At 68.8% G+C, this 20921-nt stretch carries 21 protein-coding genes and 1 pseudogene; all 22 read left to right on the forward strand.

Annotated elements, in window-relative coordinates; all coding sequences use genetic code 11:
- A pseudogene (locus tag ON21_RS32400) lies at positions 1-508 on the forward strand (hypothetical protein); the annotation flags it as partial.
- Positions 509-528: 20 nt separating this feature from the next.
- The gene (locus ON21_RS32405; RefSeq protein ID WP_083881028.1) at positions 529-1749 is read left to right on the forward strand and encodes a cutinase family protein; all 1221 of its coding nucleotides are present in this window, start codon (positions 529-531) and stop codon (positions 1747-1749) included.
- A 164-nt stretch (positions 1750-1913) separates the two neighbouring features.
- Positions 1914-2864, forward strand: coding sequence for a lipase family protein (locus tag ON21_RS32410; RefSeq protein ID WP_245562824.1), 951 nt, complete (start codon positions 1914-1916; stop codon positions 2862-2864).
- Positions 2865-3004: 140 nt separating this feature from the next.
- Positions 3005-4447, forward strand: coding sequence for a cutinase family protein (locus ON21_RS32415; RefSeq protein WP_157171120.1), 1443 nt, complete (start codon positions 3005-3007; stop codon positions 4445-4447).
- A 132-nt stretch (positions 4448-4579) separates the two neighbouring features.
- Positions 4580-5290 (forward strand): DUF8176 domain-containing protein, encoded by a 711-nt coding sequence (locus ON21_RS36275; protein WP_051021586.1) that lies wholly within the window; start codon positions 4580-4582, stop codon positions 5288-5290.
- Between the two features lie 3 nt (positions 5291-5293).
- Entirely contained in the window at positions 5294-5950 is a 657-nt protein-coding gene (locus tag ON21_RS32425; protein WP_086006514.1) for a hypothetical protein, read from the forward strand.
- On the forward strand, positions 5947-6243 hold the full coding sequence (locus tag ON21_RS32430) for a hypothetical protein (RefSeq protein ID WP_039804449.1): 297 nt from the start codon (positions 5947-5949) through the stop codon (positions 6241-6243). The genes ON21_RS32425 and ON21_RS32430 overlap by 4 nt, the downstream gene beginning before the upstream one ends.
- 2 nt (positions 6244-6245) lie before the next feature.
- Positions 6246-6506: a hypothetical protein gene (locus ON21_RS32435; RefSeq protein WP_039804451.1), complete on the forward strand. Its 261-nt coding sequence runs from the start codon at positions 6246-6248 to the stop codon at positions 6504-6506.
- Entirely contained in the window at positions 6493-6726 is a 234-nt protein-coding gene (locus ON21_RS32440; RefSeq protein WP_039804452.1) for a hypothetical protein, read from the forward strand. Before ON21_RS32435 ends, ON21_RS32440 begins: the two co-directional genes overlap by 14 nt.
- Positions 6727-6776: 50 nt before the next feature.
- Positions 6777-7382, forward strand: coding sequence for a DUF8175 domain-containg protein (locus ON21_RS38035; protein WP_051021588.1), 606 nt, complete (start codon positions 6777-6779; stop codon positions 7380-7382).
- A gap of 17 nt (positions 7383-7399) precedes the next feature.
- Positions 7400-8206 carry a DUF8175 domain-containg protein gene (locus ON21_RS36280; RefSeq protein ID WP_051021589.1) on the forward strand — a complete coding sequence of 269 codons (807 nt, stop codon included), beginning with the start codon at positions 7400-7402 and terminating at the stop codon, positions 8204-8206.
- Positions 8203-9657, forward strand: a complete 1455-nt coding sequence (locus ON21_RS40710) for a hypothetical protein (protein ID WP_157171121.1) — start codon at positions 8203-8205, stop codon at positions 9655-9657. Before ON21_RS36280 ends, ON21_RS40710 begins: the two co-directional genes overlap by 4 nt.
- Positions 9654-11120 carry an SCO6880 family protein gene (locus tag ON21_RS32460; RefSeq protein ID WP_039804455.1) on the forward strand — a complete coding sequence of 489 codons (1467 nt, stop codon included), beginning with the start codon at positions 9654-9656 and terminating at the stop codon, positions 11118-11120. The genes ON21_RS40710 and ON21_RS32460 overlap by 4 nt, the downstream gene beginning before the upstream one ends.
- Positions 11117-12832, forward strand: coding sequence for a putative type IV secretion/conjugal transfer ATPase (locus tag ON21_RS32465; RefSeq protein ID WP_039804457.1), 1716 nt, complete (start codon positions 11117-11119; stop codon positions 12830-12832). The genes ON21_RS32460 and ON21_RS32465 overlap by 4 nt, the downstream gene beginning before the upstream one ends.
- Positions 12833-12838: 6 nt before the next feature.
- The gene (locus ON21_RS32470; RefSeq protein WP_245562823.1) at positions 12839-13954 is read left to right on the forward strand and encodes a C40 family peptidase; all 1116 of its coding nucleotides are present in this window, start codon (positions 12839-12841) and stop codon (positions 13952-13954) included.
- A 141-nt stretch (positions 13955-14095) separates the two neighbouring features.
- Positions 14096-15064, forward strand: coding sequence for a hypothetical protein (locus ON21_RS36285; RefSeq protein WP_051021592.1), 969 nt, complete (start codon positions 14096-14098; stop codon positions 15062-15064).
- A gap of 146 nt (positions 15065-15210) precedes the next feature.
- The gene (locus ON21_RS32485) at positions 15211-15612 is read left to right on the forward strand and encodes a hypothetical protein (RefSeq protein ID WP_157171122.1); all 402 of its coding nucleotides are present in this window, start codon (positions 15211-15213) and stop codon (positions 15610-15612) included.
- Entirely contained in the window at positions 15609-16598 is a 990-nt protein-coding gene (locus tag ON21_RS32490) for a hypothetical protein (protein ID WP_039804465.1), read from the forward strand. The genes ON21_RS32485 and ON21_RS32490 overlap by 4 nt, the downstream gene beginning before the upstream one ends.
- 48 nt (positions 16599-16646) lie before the next feature.
- Complete coding sequence (locus tag ON21_RS32495; RefSeq protein ID WP_157171123.1) at positions 16647-17549, forward strand: hypothetical protein; 903 nt, start codon at positions 16647-16649, stop codon at positions 17547-17549.
- Between the two features lie 63 nt (positions 17550-17612).
- Positions 17613-18551, forward strand: coding sequence for a hypothetical protein (locus ON21_RS32500; protein ID WP_157171124.1), 939 nt, complete (start codon positions 17613-17615; stop codon positions 18549-18551).
- Positions 18552-18564: 13 nt separating this feature from the next.
- Positions 18565-19542 (forward strand): hypothetical protein, encoded by a 978-nt coding sequence (locus ON21_RS32505; RefSeq protein ID WP_039804468.1) that lies wholly within the window; start codon positions 18565-18567, stop codon positions 19540-19542.
- 293 nt (positions 19543-19835) lie between these two features.
- Positions 19836-20879 carry a hypothetical protein gene (locus tag ON21_RS32510; protein WP_039804469.1) on the forward strand — a complete coding sequence of 348 codons (1044 nt, stop codon included), beginning with the start codon at positions 19836-19838 and terminating at the stop codon, positions 20877-20879.
- Positions 20880-20921: the final 42 nt, after the last annotated feature.

Genomic DNA, 20921 nt, shown 5'->3' on the forward strand with positions numbered 1-20921 from the left:
GGTGGCGCCGATCGAACCCCCAGAGAACACGATCCGGGTCGGCCAGTGGCAGGCTCCACGCCCGGAGTGGTTGCCGCCGGAATACGCAGACGTCATCAACGATGTCGCGGCCAACGCCGAAGCGCAGGTCGCAACCGCGCTGGATTCGATCGGAATCCCGGCCGGTCGCTCAGACCGCGTCAGCGGCGCCACCCTCGCCGGCGCCGGGATCGGTGGCGCTGTCGGCGCCGCGGTCACCGGTGCCCCAGCAGCTGTCGCGGGCGCGGTAGTCGGTGGTCTAATCGGCGGCACGGTCGGCGGCATCGCAGGGGCCGCGCTGGGAACCGTGGTACCGGTCCCGATCATCGGCGAAGTGACCTCCGGGGTCGCTGGAACCGCGCTGGGAGCCGCCGCTGGCGCTGCGGCGGGGGCGGCCATCGCTGGGCTTCCTGCTGCGGCGATCGGCGCTGTGGCCGCAGGGACTGTCGGTGCGGGCTTCGGCGCTGGGGTGGGGGTCGGGCAGCCATGACCGTCTCTATGAGAAGCCGTATGCGCACTATCGCCGCCGCGGTCGCTGCCTCGGCAGCGCTCGGGGTGGCCACCGGAAGCACCCCGGCTGTCGCGGTACCTATCGGCCCCGGCTGCCCCGCCATGTACGTACTCGGTGTCCAGGGCACCGGGCAGTCGTCCCCGACCGCCGACCCGATCGCCGATACGGGCGTCGTCGGTGCGTTCATCGCCCCGGTCCTGGCAGGCGCTTCCGGCCTGGTGCAACGCAGTTACATCAGCTACGGTGCGGGCTTCGGTGGCGCGGTCCCCGGTGGAGGTCCAGACCCGTACGTGGTGTCGGTGACCGAAGCGCGGCATCGGCTGGATGCCGCTGCTGTCGAGATCATCGAGACTTGTCCCGGCACTCTGATCGCGGGCATCGGTTATTCGCAAGGTGCACAGGCGCTGTCGGCGTTCGCGCACGACGTTGGTACCGGTGCCGGTCCAGTTCCGCCGGACCGTGTCGCGGGGATCGCACTGTATGCCCATCCGGATCGCGCTCCTGGCGCGCCGATCTTCCCAGGACGGCCGGGGCAGACGGTTCCTGATCCGGCGCCGGGCACCAGCGGTGCGGCGGTGTCCACCGTCCATCTATCCAACCCCCCCGCTGGTGGCGGTGGCATCGCCGATGGCGCGACCACCTACGGGGAACTTATTGGGCGGGTCGCAGATATCTGCACCGACGGCGACCTGGCCTGCTCGGCACCGGAGCGCGCCGCGCTGCTGCGCGTCGGGGCGGAGATCGCCGCGCAAGCCGACCTGCACGACCCGGTCGCGGCGGTCGGCTCGCTGAATGCGCTGTTGTCCGGGGTGCTGGGTGATGCCTGGACGAGTGTGATTCTCAACGACTTCCAGGTCGGCGCGGGCAACGTCGACTACCTCCCGCAGCTGCCGCTCGCTGACCGGTTGGTCGACGCAGCCGATCCGCGTAATCCGGCACCGACACCGGAAGAAGGCGGTATGGCGGCGGCGCGGTGGGGCGAGATCACCGCCATGGTCGCGGCAAACCCGATCGAGGTGCTGCCCAAGCTGGCCGGTCAACTCTCTGGAGCGTGGGGACAGTTGGTTGCCGACAACGCCGACTTGATCAATCCCGCGGTCTGGGTCCGATACCTCGACACGGTCTCCCGGCACAACAACTACGCCGTAACCGGGCAACTCAACTCCGGGATCGCCTGGATGGTCGCCCTCGCCCATGACATCGCCGGAGCAAGGCCATGACCGAACCCATCGCGATCGACGACGACTTTTACAGCAGCCCCGATGACGGCCTCGCTGCACCAGCCGGACAGCTCCTGCGCCGACGTCCAATCACCCTGCCTGGGCTGCGAGGTGCGGGCCCGGCGTGGCAAGTCGTGTACGCCACTATAGGATCGCGGGCACCAATGCCTGCCTCCGGCGCGGTGATCACACCCAGCCAGGTCGCCGGGATCGATGGTCCGTGCGCAGTCCTGGTCTACTGCCCGTCTTTTCATGGGCTGGGCGGTCGTTGCGCTCCCTCGCATCTGCTGGCCGAAGGTTGCGAACCGGAGTCCGCATATCTCACTGCAGCCCTTGAGCGCGGCTGGGCTGTCGCCGTACCAGATGGGCCGTGCCTGGGCATGACCGGGCTTGGGCCGCACCAGTTCCTGGCTGGTGCCGCGGGCGCGCACGCGGTGCTGGACCTTGTGCGCGCGACCCGAGCCCTCCCGGACCTCGATGCCGGGCCGTGTGTGGTGTGGGGGTATGCCGACGGCGGCCGCACCGCGGCGTGGGCAGCCGAACAACAACCGCAGTACGCCCCAGAGCTGGATCTGCGCGGCGTGGCCGCCGGTGGTGTCGTCGCGGACCCTGGCGCGCTGATCGAGGAGATCGATGGCGGTCCGTGGGCCGGATTGGCCGTGGCCGGGCTCATCGGCCTCAGTCGCGCGTACGCCTATCTGCCGGTCGGGCACCTGATCACCAATGCCGGCCGAGAAGCGATCGAGCAAGCGGGAGTGCTGGACGCTGCGGCGCTGCTACTCACTTACCGCGAGCAGCCGCTAGGCAAGTGGTGCGAGCGCCCAGATCCGTGGAACGACCCGATCTGGCGGTACGTGCTGGCCAACGAGACCAGCGGCCGCTTCGACCCGAAGGTTCCAGTGCACCTCTACCACGGCATGGAAGACGCACTCGTGCCCGTCACGATCGGGCGGCAGTTGTTCGCCCAATACCGCTCTCTGAAAGTCGATGTGAGCTGGCGCGAGTACCCGAGCAGCCACCTCGGCGCCGCGAAAGACGGGGCCGCGGAGGCAGTAGCGAGATTGGCGGGCTACCTGCAGCGTCGCCCCACACCACCCACCCCTCAGACCACCTGAATCGGCCTGCCCGCCTGACGTCCCCACGCGGCGCGGGCAGGCCCCCAAGCCAATCCTGATCGAGGTGAAGACTCGTGCATCCCAGCACCCACACCAACAGACGGCTTCACGCTACTGCGGCGGTGCTCGTGTCGGTCGCCATGTCGCTCGCGACCGCCGCCGGGGTCGTGCAGGCCGATACCACTGGCGCGCCGATCGGTGCGACCTGCCCGCTGCTGTACGCGTTCGGGGTACAGGGCAGCGAGGAAGCCGCCCCGGACGCCGGGGTCAGCAGCGACTCCGGCGCGCTCGGGCAGATGTTCGGGCCACTGTCTGCTGCGGCCGGTGATCTCGTGCAGCGCGCATACGTCCCCTACGGACGAGCACCCGACGGCACGGCACTGCCCTATGACTCGGCGATCACCGCGGCGGCCGAGCGTCTGGAACACGTGGCCGCCGATGTCGTTGCGCGCTGCCCGAACACGAAGATCGCCGCCGCCGGATATGCCCAGGGTGCACCTGCGGTCGCGCGGTTCGCCGAACGCGTCGGCGCGGGCAACGCACGCATCAGCCCGGACAACATTGCCGCGATCGCTTTGTTGGCCAACCCGAACCGTGCCACGAACACCCCGGTTCTGCCCGGCCGACCCGACAGCACTACCCCGTCCGCGGCACCCGGAACCACGGGGCAACGGGTTGCCGCGATCTCGCTTTTGAACCAGCCGTTGACCGGCGCCGGGATCGCCGCCCCGCCGACGGAGTCGAGCGGCTACGCGGCGTTGACAGGGCGGGTGGCGGATCTGTGCGTGGCCGGTGACGCGACCTGCGACACCCCACCCGGACACAGGCTGGCCACCATGGCCGCGAACATCGCCGCCCGCTCGGACCTGCGTGACCCGATCGCGGCGGTCACCACTATCGCCGAAGCCTTGACCACGACGGTGTTCACCACCGCGGTGGGCGTAATCAACGAGGACGTCACCGGAACCAGTTTGGATCAACTGTCGTATCAGCCTGCGAAGCCGCTCGGGCAACGGCTTGCCGAAGCCTCCACCCCGGGCGCGGCCCCACCGGGGCCGAGCGAGGCCCTCGCGGCGCTGTTCAAAATCGGCACCATCGGGCTGAACGCGGTGGTCACAGTCGCGCGGAAAGTGTTCACCCCGGCCACGATCGCCGAATTGGTGACCGTCGGACTGGCCAACCCGTGGGCAGCCGCCGCCGGCCTCGGCGCGAAACTCGCCACCGCCGTGGTCGAGCTGGTACCGCCGCAGACGGCCAGCCGCTGGGTGAACGAGGCATTCGACGCGATCACCAGCACTGTCACCGACCACCAACAGCTCTACACCCTGGCCGCTTCGGCGCAATACAGCGACACCAGTGGCCGCCACGGCTCCTACCACACCACACCGGTCACACCCACCGGCCGGTCGGCGCTGGCCGCGACCGCCGACTGGTTCACCGCGGTGGCACGTGACCTCGCGGCCACCGGTTCACCGCCCGCCGCACCACAGTCCACCGTCGCCTCGACATCCTCCGCACCCGCAACGGCACCCGCCACTAGCAGCCCTGTACCGGGGCCGCCGAGATGCAGCGGCGGTCGGTAAAGACCCCTTCGGGCGGATCCGTTCCAATCCGCAGACGTACCCAAGCCTTGTCTGCTGATTCTCCCCTGGCAGCCCCGCCCGAAGGGCCCCACAATCCCGCGCCACCACACCCCCGAGGAGGTGAAACCGACGATGCCCAACAGCCGCCCACACACCGATACCAGCAGCGACCACGGATGGGGCTGGCTGCAACCGGCCGAACCCACCGCCTTATCGCCGCTGTCGACCGCGACCGAGCGGCCAGAGCGTGAGGGCGAGGAATGGCGGTGGATCAACCAGCAGCAGCCCTCGCCACCACCGTCCCTCCCCAGCTCGGGGGGCCCGCCGGTGCCGCGCCGCGTATGGGTCGGGCTCGCCACCGGCCTCGCCTGCGCAGTCGTGGTCGCTGGGCTGAGTTTCAGCGGACTCACCGAGAGGCCGGATTCCATCACGCCGATCCCGACCCTGACCGCAGGTCCACCTGTGACCACGCCGCCCTCCAGCGGCGCGTGCACGGGGTTGTCCGGGCACACGGTCACCGACTCCGCAGGCGATGCCCGCAGCGTAGCCGGGGTCATCGCGGCGTTCGAGCACGCCTACTACGTCCAGCGCAGCGCTGAAGCAGCTTTGCGGCTCGTCGCCCCCGAGGCCGGACTCTCGATTGAGGGGTTGGCCGCGGGCATCAACTCCATCCCGGCCGGGACCACCCATTGCGTGGCAATCACCCCGATCGCCGACAGTGCCGCAGAAGTGCATGTGGTCCAACAGCAACCCGGCGGGCAGCGCGTCGACTACCTGCAACTGATCAACGTCCGCAATGACCCGGCCGGTGTCGTGATCACCAACATCCAGAAGCGGGGCTGACCGATGACCGCACCGCTACAGCTGCACCGAGACGACCGCCCCCGGGGCACGGGCCGCCTCGAGGCGGGAACGGTCGCCACACCGGAACAACTTGCGCCGGTGCGGGACACCCCGCTGCCGACCGTGGGAGCGCATCCGCCACTGTTCGCGGTGCTCGGCGCGCACGGCGGCGCGGCGGCTTCCACCCTGGCGCGGTGGTGGGCACCAGCCGCCGACACCGGCCTGGCCTGGCCCGGCTCACCCCGTACAACCCAGCTGGTGATCGTCGCCGCCAGGCTGTGCATGCCCGGCCTGACCGCAGCCGCCGACCGGCTGCGCGAATGGCACGCCGGGCTGGCCCCGGACGGGGTGCAGGTGATCGGGCTCGTGCTGACCGCCGCGCGCCCAGGACGAGTCCCCATGGTCGTGCGCCGGTACCGCTCGGTCGTGGCCCAATTGGTCGAGCACGTCTACCAGATCGCCTGGCACGACGAACTCCTCAGCTGCGAACTCACCGACCTGGCGCAATATGTGCCGTTCGACCCGCCGCCACGGCGCCGCTCCCGGTTGACCGACACCGTTCCCCCCGACGTGCACCACGCCGGAACTCAGATCATCACCCACCTCGCCGCGACACATATCGATGCTGCGGCACAACACGATTCGGAGCGAACGCCATGAGCACCGTCTACGCGGTCACTGGAGCGGTCACCGTGCTCGCCCAACAGATCCAGATAACCCCGAAATCCCCGCCAGGGGCGGACAAGCTGGTCAATCTCGTCAACTATCTATCCTGGATAGTCACTCTCGCCGGAATCGGTGCCTTGATCTACGCCGGCGGAAAATTCGGCTGGGAACGCTTTCACGGCGGTGCCGTCGAGTCACCCAAGATCATCATGGCCGCCCTGGTCGGTGGCATCATCGCCACCAGCGCCGGACAGATCATGAACGCCGCCGTCAGCGGAGGCGGATAGAAATGCGCCACCTCCGGATTCACCCGCAATTCTTCACGACCACAGGATCGGTCGTCGCCGGACGACAAGCGGCCAGAGGTGGTCAGGACGGCTTGCGGCCGTTGACCATCCTCGGCTCTGACGGGCTGCGGCTGACGGACGCACGCCTGGGCCCACCCTCGGTGCCTCCGACGGTGGTCGTCAAGACCGCCGAGCCGATCCCGGCCGCCCTCGAGGTCGCCTACCGCACCTATCAACAGGACACGGCCCATGCTGACCACTAAACCGCTACCCACACAGGTGCTTTCGCCGCTGACACAGCTACTGGGCTGGCTGGCGTGGTTCGTGCTGCTGCTGTGCATCGCCCGCGCGGTCTGGGTCGGCGGTCTGCTGGCGATCCGGCTTCATCGGGAGGAAGCCGTCGAAGGACTCGTCGGTGCCCTGGCAGCCGCAGTCCTGCTCGGCTCGGCCAGCTCGCTGGCTCTCGCCGTCCTGCCCACGTAACCGAGGAGACCCTTCCCGTGCACCCGTCCCGAACACGACGAATCGCCCTCTTGACGGCCCTGGCCCTCACAGGACCGATCGCCGCCGGTGTGGTCGCCTGCGGCAGTGACGACACCCGCGACCCGGCACCCGACCACAGCGTTACCGCCACCACCATCGCACCCACCGGAGTCCGGTGGCAGCCGTTCCAAGGAGTTGACCTGCCGGTCGCCCACGAAGGTCCCCGCCACATCGACGAGCCGGTGGCCACCGGATTCGATCGGGCCCCGGCCGGTGCCGCGCTGGCGGCCATCCACGCGACCGTACGGATGTCCATCGCCACCGACAACCAATGGCCCACGGTCGGGCAGCGCATGCTCGCCCCCGGATCAGGCCGCGATGCCTGGGCGACCGCGCGCGCCCAAATCTCGATCACCGCCCCGATCACCAAAGACCCGCCGAAAGTCCTCGGTTATGTGATCACCCGCTACACCCTCGACGCCACCGACGTCGACATCTACAGCATCCACCCCGACAACTCCGTCACCCGCAACCACACCACCGTCGTCTGGCACGGCGACGACTGGCGCCTGCAACTCCCCGACAACCCGACCACCGCGCCGGTCACCGACGTCGCCGTGCCCCCACCTGATGTGGTCACACTCACGCCGCGCTGAGAAGAGACCCGACACCCATGAAATCCCGTCGCCTGCTGACCATCCTTCTCGCCAGCATCACCGCCGTCGTCATCGCGGTGTTCGTACTGACCGTCACCAACGACAACGGCGCCCCCGACCGCCCCGGCGATCCCGGCCATTCGAGCGCCCCGATCACGCGAACGTTTCCCGACCAGCCGCCGTCCCCACCGGCACTGCCGCCGACCACCGATCTGTTCGGCAACCGACTGGAAGTTACCGGCGATGACGCCGGTTCAGCACTTCCCCAGGATCCGAGCACCCGCCCGGATCCGACCCGGCCGGACTACCTGACCACCTCACCCGCACAGATGCGATGGCAGCGCGGCTGGGGTGGCGCCGCTCTGCCGGTGTCGGGCAGCGACGGACCCACCCGCATCCAGCACGGCATCGCCACCGGATTCGCTCGCACACCCCAAGGCGCGGCGCTGGCCGCCGCAGATGCCCTTGCGCGTGTTCTGGCCGCTCCGGACGGGGTGTGGCAGCAGGTGGTGCGCGAACGCTACTACGGCGGAGGCCAGGCGCTCACCGATCGCTTCGCCCGCTCCCGCCAGCGCACTCCCGGCGCCGCCCGCTACGTCGTGGTCCCCGACGGAGTGCGGATCCAGCCCGGCTACCGCGACGACCTGGCCATCGTGCAGTTCGCCGCCCACGATGATTTGGGCTACACCGTATCCACCTGGCCGATGGCCTGGATCGACGGAGATTGGCGCGTCCGCGTGCCCGACGACATCGAAGCACTGTGGGGTCCGGGCACGTCGACATCCACACTGACCGGTTTCGGTTCATGGAAGGCCGCACCGTGACCGAAACCTTCCTCGCGCAAGCAACAGCATCGTCGGAGTCGTGGCGTGCGCAGCTGCCGCCGCTGCCGCCGTCGGATATTTGCGACATACCGCTAGGACCCCAGCAAGCATGCGAACAAGTCGGCCAAGCCGCCTCCAAGGCCGCTGGTTCGGTTCTCGACGACCTGACGTCGCAACTCGGGGAAAGCTTCGGCGCGCTTCTGCGATTCGTCATGACGTGGTGGACCGCGCTGCCATCTCCGCAACTGGCAGACGAACGCGGGGGATTGGGACCGGCGCTGTCAGGGATCCGGGAATACACCAGCGGGCTGCAGGTGCTGCTGCTCACCTGCGGGATCATCTTCGCCGCGGCCCGACTTGCGCTGGCCAAACGCGGCGGGGTCGCGGGCGAGGCACAGGAAACCTTCCTGATGTTGGCGCGTGCGGTGTTCGCCTCGATGGCCTTCGCGGCGATCATCACCACAGGCACTCGTGCCGGTGATGCCTTCGCGGAGTGGGTGCTGTTCGACGCCTCCAGAGGAGACGCATACGAGATCGTCGCCGAAGTAGCCGAGTTCGAATTCGAGACGAAATCCGGACTGGGGTTCGGGACCTATCTGGTGCTGTTCCTAATCGGGATCATCAGCATGCTCATCCAACTGGTGATGCTGGTTCTCCGGCAAGCGCTGCTGATCGTGGTCGTGGCGGTGCTGCCGATCGTGGCAGCCGCCTCGGGTACCGGACCGGGTTCCCAGACATACAAGCGCCTGCTGAGCTGGTCACTGGCCTTTGTGCTGTGGAAACCAGTGGGGGCCTTGGTTTATGCGATCGCCTTCACGGTGGCGGGTCGCGATCAGCAGGACCCGCAGTTGGTGCTGCTCGGTTTGATCCTGCTGGTCATGACAGTGATTGTCCTGCCCGCGCTGATTCGGTTGGTCGCCCCCGCCGTCGCGACACTCGGTGGCGGAGGCGGTGCGGCGGCTGTTGTGGCCGGCGGTGCCGCCGGGATCGCTATGGCGGCGGTCGGAGAACGGTCGAGTGCCCGCAAGGTCAGCGAGGGTGAGAACGCGCCTGGTGGTGGGGGCCCCGGCTCATCTATGGCTGGAAGTCCAGCCGGAGGGGGCGGAGGCGGGGGTGGTGGCCGCCCGATGCCTGGCGGCGCCAGAAGCCCCGCCACGACCAGCGCTGGGACGGGCGGCGGAAAAAGCGGAGGTCCGGCCGGCGGCAGCGGCGGTGCGCGTCCTACCGGTCCCGGAGCAGGCAAGCCGCCGTCGGCGTCCGCAGCGGGTAGCGGCGGCAGTGAGGCGGCCGGTGCCGCGGGCGGTGGTGTGGCTGGTGCGGCGGTGGTGGGCGCGCAGATGGTCAAAGACGCCGCACAGCAGACCGTGTCGGCGATCGAAAGCCAGACCCGCGAGGCAGCCGCGACAAGTTTGGACCCGGATGCTTTGGGGCCGGGGGAGGTGCGTCGATGACTGCACGCATGTATGGCCGCTGGGAGCGTCCGCGTTCCGCCGGGTTCTTCGGTCTGACCTGGGGCGTGTCGATGCTCGGGCTCGGGCTGATCATCATGGTGATGGTCGGGTTCTTGATCACCCGATCCCTGCTGGCGGCCGGTGTGCTGATCCTCGGCAGCACGGTGGTGTTCACCCCGCTGGCGGTCACCCGTAACGGCCGCACCGGCTGGGAGCTCGCGTTGTTGCGGCTGCAGTTCGCCGCAGCCCACGCCCGCGGCGAGCACCTCTACCGCGCCGGACGATTCTCCCGGGTCCCCGGAATCGCGAAACTTCCCGGGCTGTTGGCGGATTCGCGGCTCAGTGAGTACGAGACGGCGGGCGGGCACCGGTTCGCGATGGTCCATATCCGTCGCAGCGACCACTACACGGTGGTGTTGAAGGTGATTCCGCGCGGTAAGGAGTTGGTCGACCAAGCCCAGATCGATGCCTGGGTCGAAGGGTATGGCCAGTTTTTAGCGACCCAGAGCCGGGGTGGGGAAGTGGTCGCGGTGTGCTCGGTGCTGGAGAACGTGGTCGAAACCCGCCTCAAGCAGGCGCGGGAGGTCGCCCGCTTGGTCCGCCCGAGCGCGCCGGAGTTCGCGCAGTCGGTGATGCGGGAAGCCGCCGCTGATATCGGTGGGGTCGGGGTGCGCATCGAAGCCCGGATTTCGATCACCTACCGCGCGATCGGCAAGGGTCGTCACGACGACGCCGAGCAGGCCCGTGAGATCGGTCAACGCCTGCAAGGCGTGCTCTCCCAACTCGCCCGCGCGGGGCTTCCCGCGAGCCCGTTGCAGGCATGGGAAATCCTCGGGCTGGTACGTAGCCGCTACGACCTCGCCGCACAACGCGACGTCGAAACCGCAGGCTCAGAGATCACCAGCACGCAGTCGTGGGATTCGGTCGGCCCGGTCGCGCATCAGGATCGCTGGGATCACTACGTCCACGACGGTGCGCGGTCGATCACGTGGGAGATGGACGCGGCTCCGCGCGGGGCGGTGATGGAGACCGTACTCGAGGAGTTGCTGCGCCCACGCGCGGATGTGCCGCGTAAGCGGGTGGCGATCGTGTATCGGCTGCACAGCGCGGCGGAGGCCACCACCCTTGTCGACTCCGATTTCCGTGACGCTGTCGCGGCCGAGCAGACCGAACGCGGCATCGCCTCGGCGTCGGCGCGGATCCGGGTGGGCAACACCCAAGCCGCGCGCGAGGAACAAGCACGCGGCGCCGGGCTGACACGGTTCGGGGTGCTGGTGACGGTCACCGATCACCTCGACGGTGACCTGCCCGGGATCGAAGCCTCGGTCAAGGGGATGGCCGCAGCGTCCCGGTTGAGTGTGCGCCGCTGCTACGGCACCCAAGCCGCCGCCTTCGCCGCCAGCTTGGGAATCGGACTGATCCTGCCCGAGCACACCTCGATCTCCAAGCGGGTGTCGGCATGACCAAGCCCCGCAGTCAGAGAACGCCACGGCCCGCCCGTACCGAAACCGTCGCCGGTGTGCGGGTGCTCTCGCCCTCGGCGCGCGCGGCGACGGAGGCGGCTGCCGCCCAGACCGGCCTGCGCGGTTGGCGGGCGCGGTTGGCGATATCGAGCGATGATCATCGACGCGCCACCGCCGCACGCCGCGCGGAAGACCGCGGCAGGGATGGCTTCAACCGATGGCCGCTGGCGAATCTGTCCGACCGCGGCTATCGCGGGCTCGGTGGCGGCCGCGCGGCCGTCGTGGCCACCAACCCGGAATGGCGCGCGACCACCGTGCAGGTCGCGGGATTGTGGCCGTTCGCCGTCGGAGCTAGCGCTCCCACCGTCGGCACCCCTGTCGGAGCGCACTACATCACCGGCACACCCGTTCACTTCGATCCGATGTCCTGGTTTCTCAAAGGGTTCATCACCGCGCCGATCGCGTTCGTGCTGGCACTCAACGGGTTCGGGAAGTCCTCGCTGATCCGGCGGTTGGTCACCGGCGCGGTCGCGGCCGGAGAAACCGTGTTGTGCATGGGCGATACCAAACCCGACTACCGCGACCTCGTCGAACAGTTGGAGGGGCAGGTCGTCGACCTCGGCTATGGCCACGGCACCGTGAATCCCCTCGACGTCGGCGCCCTCGGCGCCGTGGTCGAACAGCTCACCGACCCAGACCAGCGTCGCCAAGTCGCCGCGCGCGTGGAAGCCGGCCAAGTCAACATCGTCGCCGGACTTGTCGAACTCGTGCGTGGCTCCCGGATCGCCGACTACGAAGAAGTGCTGCTCGCCGCCGGACTGCGCCAGCTCTACAGCCCCACCGGCGGCTTCACCTATCAGCGCCCGCCCCAGCTGTCGGACCTCCTCGACGTGATCTCCGGCGGTGCCGAACAACTGCGCCAGTTCGCCGAAGAGGACGACGAGACCGCCTACCGCGCCAGCACCAAAACCCTGCGCCGCTCATTGCGGGCACTGGTGGAGGGCCCATTCGGGGCGATCTTCAACGGACCCACCACCACCCGGCTCGACCTCGGCAGTCCGGCGGTGTGCGTGGACGTCTCCCGCATCCCCGAAGGCGACACCAAACTGCTGGCCGCGGTGTTGATGGTCTGCTGGAGCGAAGGCTTCGGCGCGGTCGCCGCCGCCCACACCCTCGCCGACGCCGGTCTCGCGCCGCCACGCACGTTCGAGGTCGTCATGGACGAGATCTGGCGCGTCCTCGGGGTAGGGGAGTTCATGGTGGACCGCGTCGACGCACTCACCCGGCTGAACCGGACGCTGGGCACGGGGTTGATCATGTGCAGTCACACCATCAAAGACCTCGCCGCGTTCGACTCCGCCGCCGCGCAGGCGAAAGCCCTCGGGTTCTTCGAACGGGCGCGAGCGAAGCTGATCGGGCCGGTCGGGCCGGAAGAGATCAACCGCATCCGCAACGCGGTCGGCATCACCGACACCGAGAAGCTTCTGGTCACCTCTTGGGCCGCGCCGCGGCCGCCCAGCGACGACGATTTGGATCCCGCCCAGCGTGAAACACCGCCCGGCACTGGCTGTTTCCTGCTGAAGACCGGTGAGGCGAACGAGCCAGGGATCCCGTTCCGGATGGTGTTCACCCCGACCGAACGGGCTGCGGATGTCCACAACACCAACCGACGTTTCGACAACCTTCCCGGCGCAGAGGAGGCGAGCAGGTGAGCGCTGATGGACACCGCATCGAAAACCGTGACAGCGACCGCACTCGGACTCCCCGTCGCGCTGCTCCTACTGATCTTGGTGATCCTGGGTGCCGAGCAAGCGACCTCGTGTTCGACACCGTTGTCGGCGGGGGCAGCGAGCGGCCCGACCGGCAGGACGCTGGCGGGGTTGTCGGAGGCGCAGTTGCAGCTGGCGCGCAACGGAGTCGCGATCGGCAGACAGCGCGGCATGCCGCAGAACGTGATCCTCGCCGAACTCGCCGCTCAAGCCACCGAATCGAGCTTCCGGAACCTGGCGAATCCCGTGGTGCCGCAATCGTTGAACTACAGCAACGACGGTCTCGGCTACGACCACGACTCGGTCGGCCCGCACCAGATGCGCGCCAGCGTCTGGGGTTCGGTCGGCATCGCGACATTGATGGACCCGATCTATCAGATCAACTGGTTCTACGACCACGCCGCCCACTTGGGAGCCGCCGCAGAGCGGATGTCCCCGGCCGAGTTGGCCCAAGCGATCGAACGCTCCGCACCCAACGCATACTCCGGGCAACTGGAGTTGGCGCGGCGACTGTATGCGATGTTCGCCGACCTCGACCCCGCATCGATGCCCCGTCTACAGCGCGGATCCCAGGCGACCGGGTGCGGGCCGGGGGCCTCCGGTGTGCCGCTACCTGCGGAAGTGAGTGCGTTCGGCAGGGCGGTGATCGAGCACGGCCAGCGTTGGATCGGCACACCCTACGTGTGGGGCGGCGGCGATGCGAACGGTCCGACCGGCGGCGGGTTCGACTGCTCCGGGCTGACCCTCTACGCCGTCTACCACGCCTCCGGGGGCCGGATCCGCTTGCCGCACTACACCCAAGCCCAGCAAGACTACCCGTCCTCGCAGATAGTGCCATTCGCGCAGCGGGCACCGGGGGACCTGATCTTCTTCACCGCCCCGGGCGATACGGATTCCCATCACGTCGGCATCTACTACGGCCGCGACGCCCAGGGCCGCGAGCTGCTGCTGCACGCCCCGCAAACCGGGCAGGCCGTCACCCTCACTCCGCTGAGCGCGTGGGAGGGCGAACGCATGGACGTGCGCCGCTACACCAGCCCATCTCCAGGAGAACGAAATGCGTAATTGCACCCACTTACTGATCATTGCGCGCCGCCGAAGCCGTGTCCCGGTGAGCGGCTGCTTTCCGGCCGCGGATGAGGAAGCTTTCATGAACCGGCACATCGTTCACCTGTGCAGGTTCGCCCACCGGGCGGAGGTTCGGCGGTGACCGGGGCAGGGCTGCTGCCGTGGGAGGTGTTGCCGCCGTGGAAGGTGCGGCTGCTGGAGAACATCCAGGAGCTGTCGGTGGAACGCGCGCATCTGCTGCGTCGCGGCTACCCGACCTACACCTCCGGCAACGATAGTGAGTTCCAGATCCAGAGCTGGCGTAGCCGATTGCGGACCTTGGACGCGATCCGCGGTGACGCCGAAATCCACGCCCGCGCGGAGGAAGTCCCGCCGCAGTGGATCGAGGCCGCCCGGATGCTGGGGCGCCACGGGGTGCGCTGGGCTGAACGCGACCCCGCGCCACCACGCCCGCCGCGCGGGCCGGGAGCCCGCCGAGCCTGGGTCCTCAACACACTCGCCGACGATGTGTGGCAACTGGAACACATGGCCGCGCTGACGGCCGCGCGCCGCGCCCAGCTCGCCGCCCAAGACATCCATTCCGAGCCCGACCCCCTGCTGGCCAGTCAATTCCACACCAACATGACCGCGATATGGCAACGCGCGTGCCAGCTCGCAGTCGCGGTCGACCTCCTCGACAGCGAACGCGGCCAGTTGTGGGGCCGAAACGCGCGCGGGTGGGATGCGTTGCTCACCGCCACGGTTCACGCCTACGACGAGGACACCCTCGAGGAGCGGTGGCTCACCCACGCCTGGCCGGGCATCGAGCGGGAAGCACCCGAGGTCGTCGACAACCTCCGCGACAGCATCGACCGCTCCCGCGATCAGGTCCTGTACGCCGACAGGTTGCCGCCGCGGCCTCAGCAGTTGATCCAGCACGCGATCCACCACTGGTGGTACAACACCGCAGACGACGGCGTCGGGCACGCGACACGTGCCGAACCCGACGATGCTGCGGTCATCGCCGCCCTGCCCGACGAGCTGGAGTTGGCCTGGAGCACCGAACCCGCCACCGAACCCGAGCCCGGCGCTGCACCCGCACCACGAGAGCCGGGGCGTGAACCATGAACGGCCGCACGCACACACCGACACGGCTCATCGCCCTCACCGCGATCCTTGTCGCCGCGGGATGCGGTGCGACCGCCACAACGACGCCGGACCCCAGCAGTGAACCAAGCTGCCGCACAACTCATCTTGCGCGCCCCTTCAGCGCGGTGGACCCCTGTTCGATCGAGCAGGTATTGGCCGCGGCGGTCGAGGCGGTGTTCGGTTACCACCCCAGCGAGCAGGTCGACCAGCGGGGAGCGTTGCGAGCGGCGCGCGCACTGTTGGATCCCGGGTTCGCCGAGCGCGCCGAGCCCGCAGCGCTGGTGTGGTCACCGGTGACCGCGACGCAGTGGCAGCAGTGGCGCACCGACGCCACCATCCTCACCATCACGGCCCGGGTGACCAGCGACGATCACCCCGCCGACACCGCCACCTCCGCGCACCGGGTGTTGGCCGTCGAACTCCAGCCGACCGGTCAGCCGCCGATCCGGTGGGCCGTCTACGCCCACGCCACCCGCACCACAGCCGGTTCGGCCTGGTTGCTGTCGGGATTGGAGGTGGCATCGTGAGCGGCGATCCGGTGGAGGAATCCAGCCAGGCGGTACGTCAGGGTTTCGTCCAAGCGTTGCAGACCGCGCACACGACCGCCGCGCTGATGCGCGGCCAGAGCGGACACGCAAGGTCTAAAGCCGAATCCGAGCAGCGCATGCAACACGCCGATGCGAAAGAGCATCGCTCGTCGGTCGAACATTGGGTGCGCGTGCGCAACGCTGTCGAAGCGGCAGATCACGCGCGCGACCTGAACACCGCCAGGGTCGAGGAAGTCCGTGCCCGGATCGAGCGCGGCGGTGAGCAGCATACGCTCGAGCAGCGGCAGAAGCAGCGGCAGATCGAACGCGCCGATGCCGATCTGACGCGGCGGAATATGGCGGGCTCGCTCGAACGCAGACAAAGCCGGGAACTTCACGACGCGAAGATCACCGCATACAAGAATCGAGAGACCCGCGCCAACGAGCTACACGAACTCGACGTCGACTACAAGCAGCTGCTCATCGACATCCGCCGCCGCGCGGCCGGTTTCAGCGACACCTTGAGCGCGCACGGTGACACCGGGGAAGCGATGGCCTCGGCCGCCGCGTTCGCCGCCGCCAAGAGCGCGGAAGATCTCTCGCCGCAGCACGCCGACGAGGCGGAGGCGTTCGCTGAGCGGTTCACCGAAGACACCGGCAGTGATCCTCCCGCCATCATCGACGCCGCCCTCGTCGAGGACATCGACTTCCCTTCGAGTGCGGCCCACCGGTTGCCGCGGGTGGCGATCGAGGACGTCATCGGGCTGACCGAAGAGCTATCGCTGGCCACGCACCTCACCCACGAGTTCGCCGATCTCGTAGGCGAGCCGGACACCGTGTCCGATGAAGCATCGGTGATCGGCAACGCGGTCGACGCGACCGGACTCACCGGCGACAACTCTACCCCAGCAATGGATTTCGAGATCGAGACCGAACTGTCCAATGCTGCGATGCCCCGAACCCCCGACCTGGGGCACGAGCTATGACCAGCCGAAGCATTGCGGCAGCGCCGCGGCGGAGCGGAGGCCGGTGAGATGGACACCCCGACCCCGTTGCAGGCGCGCCTGCTGAAGGCGGTGCAGAACCTCGCCTACGACAGCCAGCAACTGCTCGAGCGCGCCCACCATGCCGGTCACCCCAACCCGCGACCGGAGGTGGTCGAGCAGGTACGGATCGGGCAGCGCTCCCGCGAACAATGCGAGACGGTCGCGCTGGCGGTCGGGGTGCCTAAGGCATGGATCGACTACGCCCGCGCGGCCGGGGAACGCGGCAGCCGCTGGCAGCCCGGACAAGTCCTCCTCGGTTCAGGCCATGTAGAGCGGCACGCGCTGATTACAGCGCTGCGCCGGGAGATCCACGGATTGCAGGACATGGCCGGTATCGGCGCCGCCTACCCCCGTCGTGTCGGCCTCGATGGAGATGCGGTGGCACGGTTTCGGCGGGTGATGGGCATGACCTGGCAGCGCCTCGGCGCAGTCTCGCACGCGCTGGGATTGAGCCAGGAGGAACGCCACCAGGTGTGGCAGCGCGGGCACCGGCATTGGGCCACGACGGTCGCCGACCAACTGCGCGGACAGGCCGACCACCAGCTTGCGCAGCGGTGGAGACAGCTGGCCGGCGCGGACTTCACCGCCGCGGCGATGCCGGTCATGGTGCTGCAAGCCGCCGGAATCACCCCCGACGACATCGCCACCCAGATGCCGGACTCGCCCGACCGCATGGTTGAACACGCCGCCACCGCCCTCACCACCGCCGACCGCATCCCCACCGCACTCATCGTCGACCCGGACCGCGACCCGGATCCCGCCGCCGACATCACCGCCGCGATCGACGCCGCCGGTCTGACCGACACCCCCAGCGCCAGACCCGACTCCGTCGAGGACGCGCTCGACGCGGCCGGTTCGCGGCAGGAACTCGGCCCAGGACCCGAGCCATGACCCCCGCCCCGTACTGACCCAAAAGCCGTCATACCAGGCATCTCGAAGAAAGGACTTATGCCCGTGAGTCAACCATCACCCGAGCTGGAGGGGTTGCCGAGCTGGAAGCTGCGGCTGCTCGAACGCATCCAGAACACCGCCGCTGACCACACCCGCGTCCTGCGCCAGGGGTATCCCATCTACCAGACGCACTACGGCACCGGGGAGATCCCGATACAAACCTGGCGCACCCACCTGCGCGCCCTTGACGCCGACCGCAGCGAGATCGAACTCCACGCGGCCGCCGTCGGCCTGTCCGATTCCGCGATCACCGCAGCCCGCGCCGCCGGACAACGCGGCCAGCGGTGGGGCGACAGCGTGCACTCCCCACCCACCATGCGCCACGGGGAAGACCCGGTGCGCGCGCACATGGTCGAAGGCATCGCCGCGGATATCTGGCAACTCGAGCACATGGCCGCCATCAGCGTCGAACACCGGCTGCGCGGACTCGACGACACCGTGACCGACGACCCCGCCGCACGCGAACAGTTCGACCGCAACATGGCCGCGCTGTGGACGAGAGCCAACGAAACCGCGCATGCCATCGAGTTGAGCGCCGAGGAACGCGCGCAGTTGTGGGACCGCGACGACGCCGGCTGGTTGAAGCTGGTGTCGGTGACGGTGCGCGGCTACGACGACACCGCCTTGCTGGAGCGCTGGCGCACCTACGCCTGGCGCGGCATCGAACACGACGTCCGCCGAGCACTCGCCACCCTCGCGGTCAGCCAAGTGGCAGACCAGGAACCGGATACCGCCCCGCCAGCCCCGCACCTGCTCATCGAGCGCGCCGCCGAAGCGCTGTCGACCACCACTCCCAGTGAAGTGGCCGCCGAGGCCGGGATTGGCGCGGCGGTCGATGCTGCGCTGTCGCGAGACCTGACCGCGGTGTGGGCCAGCGAACCTGCGGGCGAACCCGACATCCGGCCACCGGAAACCGGTTCGGCGCTCGGGCCCGACTGGTGAGGCTGGCACGACGATGACCACGCCAGAATCAGAATTCTCGCCCGCGCAGACGGTGGCGCAGTGGCAGGGGCAGCTGTTGATGCGCATCCGGCTGCTGGCCGCCGAACACACCCGCATCACCGATGCCGGGTGGGAGAAGTTCGAAGCGCTCACCAGCGACGGCGACCAGCAAAGCGCGTGGCAAGCGCATCTGGACGGGCTGGAAGCCCAACGCGAGCAGGCCGAACAAACCGCGCTGACCGCAGGCATCGAGGCGGCATGGATCGCCGACGCCCGCGAACTCGGCCGCCACAGCACCCGCCCCCGCGTGGAGGCCGGCGTGCGGGAGAACCCGGTGCGCGACAACGCCGCCCAGGACTTCTACATCGACATGCTCAGCCTGGATCTGTGGCATCTCGAGCGGATGGCCGCGCTCGCCGCCGCCCGCGCCGACCGGATCGCTACCGGGCGGTGGAGTTTCGGCACCAACCCGGGCGCCGCCGCGCAGTTCGCCCGCAACATGCAGTTGTATCACCAACGCGTCACCGCTTTGGCCCACGCCGCGCAATTCACCGCCACCGAAGCCGACATGTTCTGGGGCCCGGCCGCGGAAGGCGCGCGCCGCGGGCACGCGGTGCACCTGGAAACCTACACCGAGCTGGATTTGGTGGCCGAATGGAACGCCTACGCAGCCCCGAGCCCCGACTTGGCGATACCGCCCTACGTTCCCACCGACCCCGATACCGGCACCCCCACCGCTGGCGCCGAAGTCACGCCACCGACACCGCAACAGATGATCGACACCGCGGCCGCGTCACTGCGCGCCCGGTTCGTCGACGCCGCCCTCCACAACGAGCACGCCGACGCAGACTCCGGCGCCGCAGCCGCAATCACCGCGGCTGTCGACGCCGCCGTTGCCACCGCCGAACACGCCTGGGATACCGAGCCGGATCCCTCCCATCACGTCGGTGATGCCCGGGGGCCGACCGAGCTGGGTATCGACCCGTACTAGCCGAGCCTGCCCGAGCCGTCACAGAGAAGGGAGCACGCCCACCGACGACCGATCGACTGAACTGACGAATACGTTGTCCGCGTTTTCTCGTCGACGTACTGGTCACCGGGTACTGACTGGAACGCTCGAACCCGAACTGCCAGGGGACATCCACACCGCGAAAAGGCTGTCACAGGACGCAACGCGGTCCACGCCTTCCTTCACCGGAGGTCGTCGATGTCCGACACCACCTTTCATCCTCCTGCGCCGCAACAGCTCCGACCGGTCCGCAACGCTGATCGGCGGGTGCGGCGATGAGCTGGCCCGATCCGCGCTACGGCACCACCGATCCGGGCTACTACCGCGACGCCGCCACCGACACCGAGGCCCAGATCCGGGCGGATTTCACCCACTACTACCAGCTGCGGTTGATCGCCCCACACGGTGAAACCCCCGAGCAGCAGCGACAATTCACCGCCTGGGCTGACGAATTGGCCGCACAATGGGGCCGCCACGAAGCACCCGAGCACCGCCGCCTGTGGGGGCAACTGCAAGCCGCAGTCGCCGGATGGGAGACGCGGCCGGAATTCACCCGGGTCGCCTACAACCAAATCACCCACGCCAAGCTCGCCGGAGACCTCGACGTCGACCCGATGGTGTGGCGCACACTGCGCCAAGCCGCGGAAATCACCGGACACATCGAAACCACCACTACCGGCTCCGAACAGGATGGTGCCCGCTGGCAGCCACCCGGCCACTCACCCGCACGGCACACCGAGCGCACCAGCGTGCTCGACCGTGCCCTCGGCGGCCGCGGCCCGGCCCTGGCCAGCCTCGCCGAAGTCGACGCGATCATCACCGAAACCGACCAACTCCTGGAAGCCGAGGAAGCAGCCGCAGACCGCGACACCGGCCGAGACGAACGCCTCACCCGCCAACGCGCGGCCTTGCGGCAACTTCAGGACGCGACCGCCGAACACACCCACTTGTCGGATGCGTGGCCGACCGCAGCTGAGCGGTATCAAGCTCACCTCGAGCGGCTGGAATCCCTGCTGGATGCCGCCCGCACGGCCCGCGTCGCCGCCGCGGACGCCGCAGCATCACCAGCCGACATCGAGGCCGCCTACCACGCGGGCCTGGCAGGCATCTACTCCCATGATCCGGCGAGCCTCGGACAACTCGCGCTGCCGGACCCACTGACGGGCCTCGAACACGGGGACGGCGCGGAGATCGGCGCGGCCATCGCCGCCGCGCTGCCCGAGACCCAGTTCAGCGAGTGGAGCCCCACCGACGACCTCGAGGGCCACCCGGTCGTGACCTCGCACGAGGCCGGCGTGAATGCCGACCTGACGGCCTGAACACCCCGCGCGACACGGACATGCGCATCCCTCAGAAGGAAT

This window comes from Nocardia araoensis NBRC 100135, assembly GCF_000308435.1.
Lineage (GTDB): Bacteria > Actinomycetota > Actinomycetes > Mycobacteriales > Mycobacteriaceae > Nocardia > Nocardia araoensis.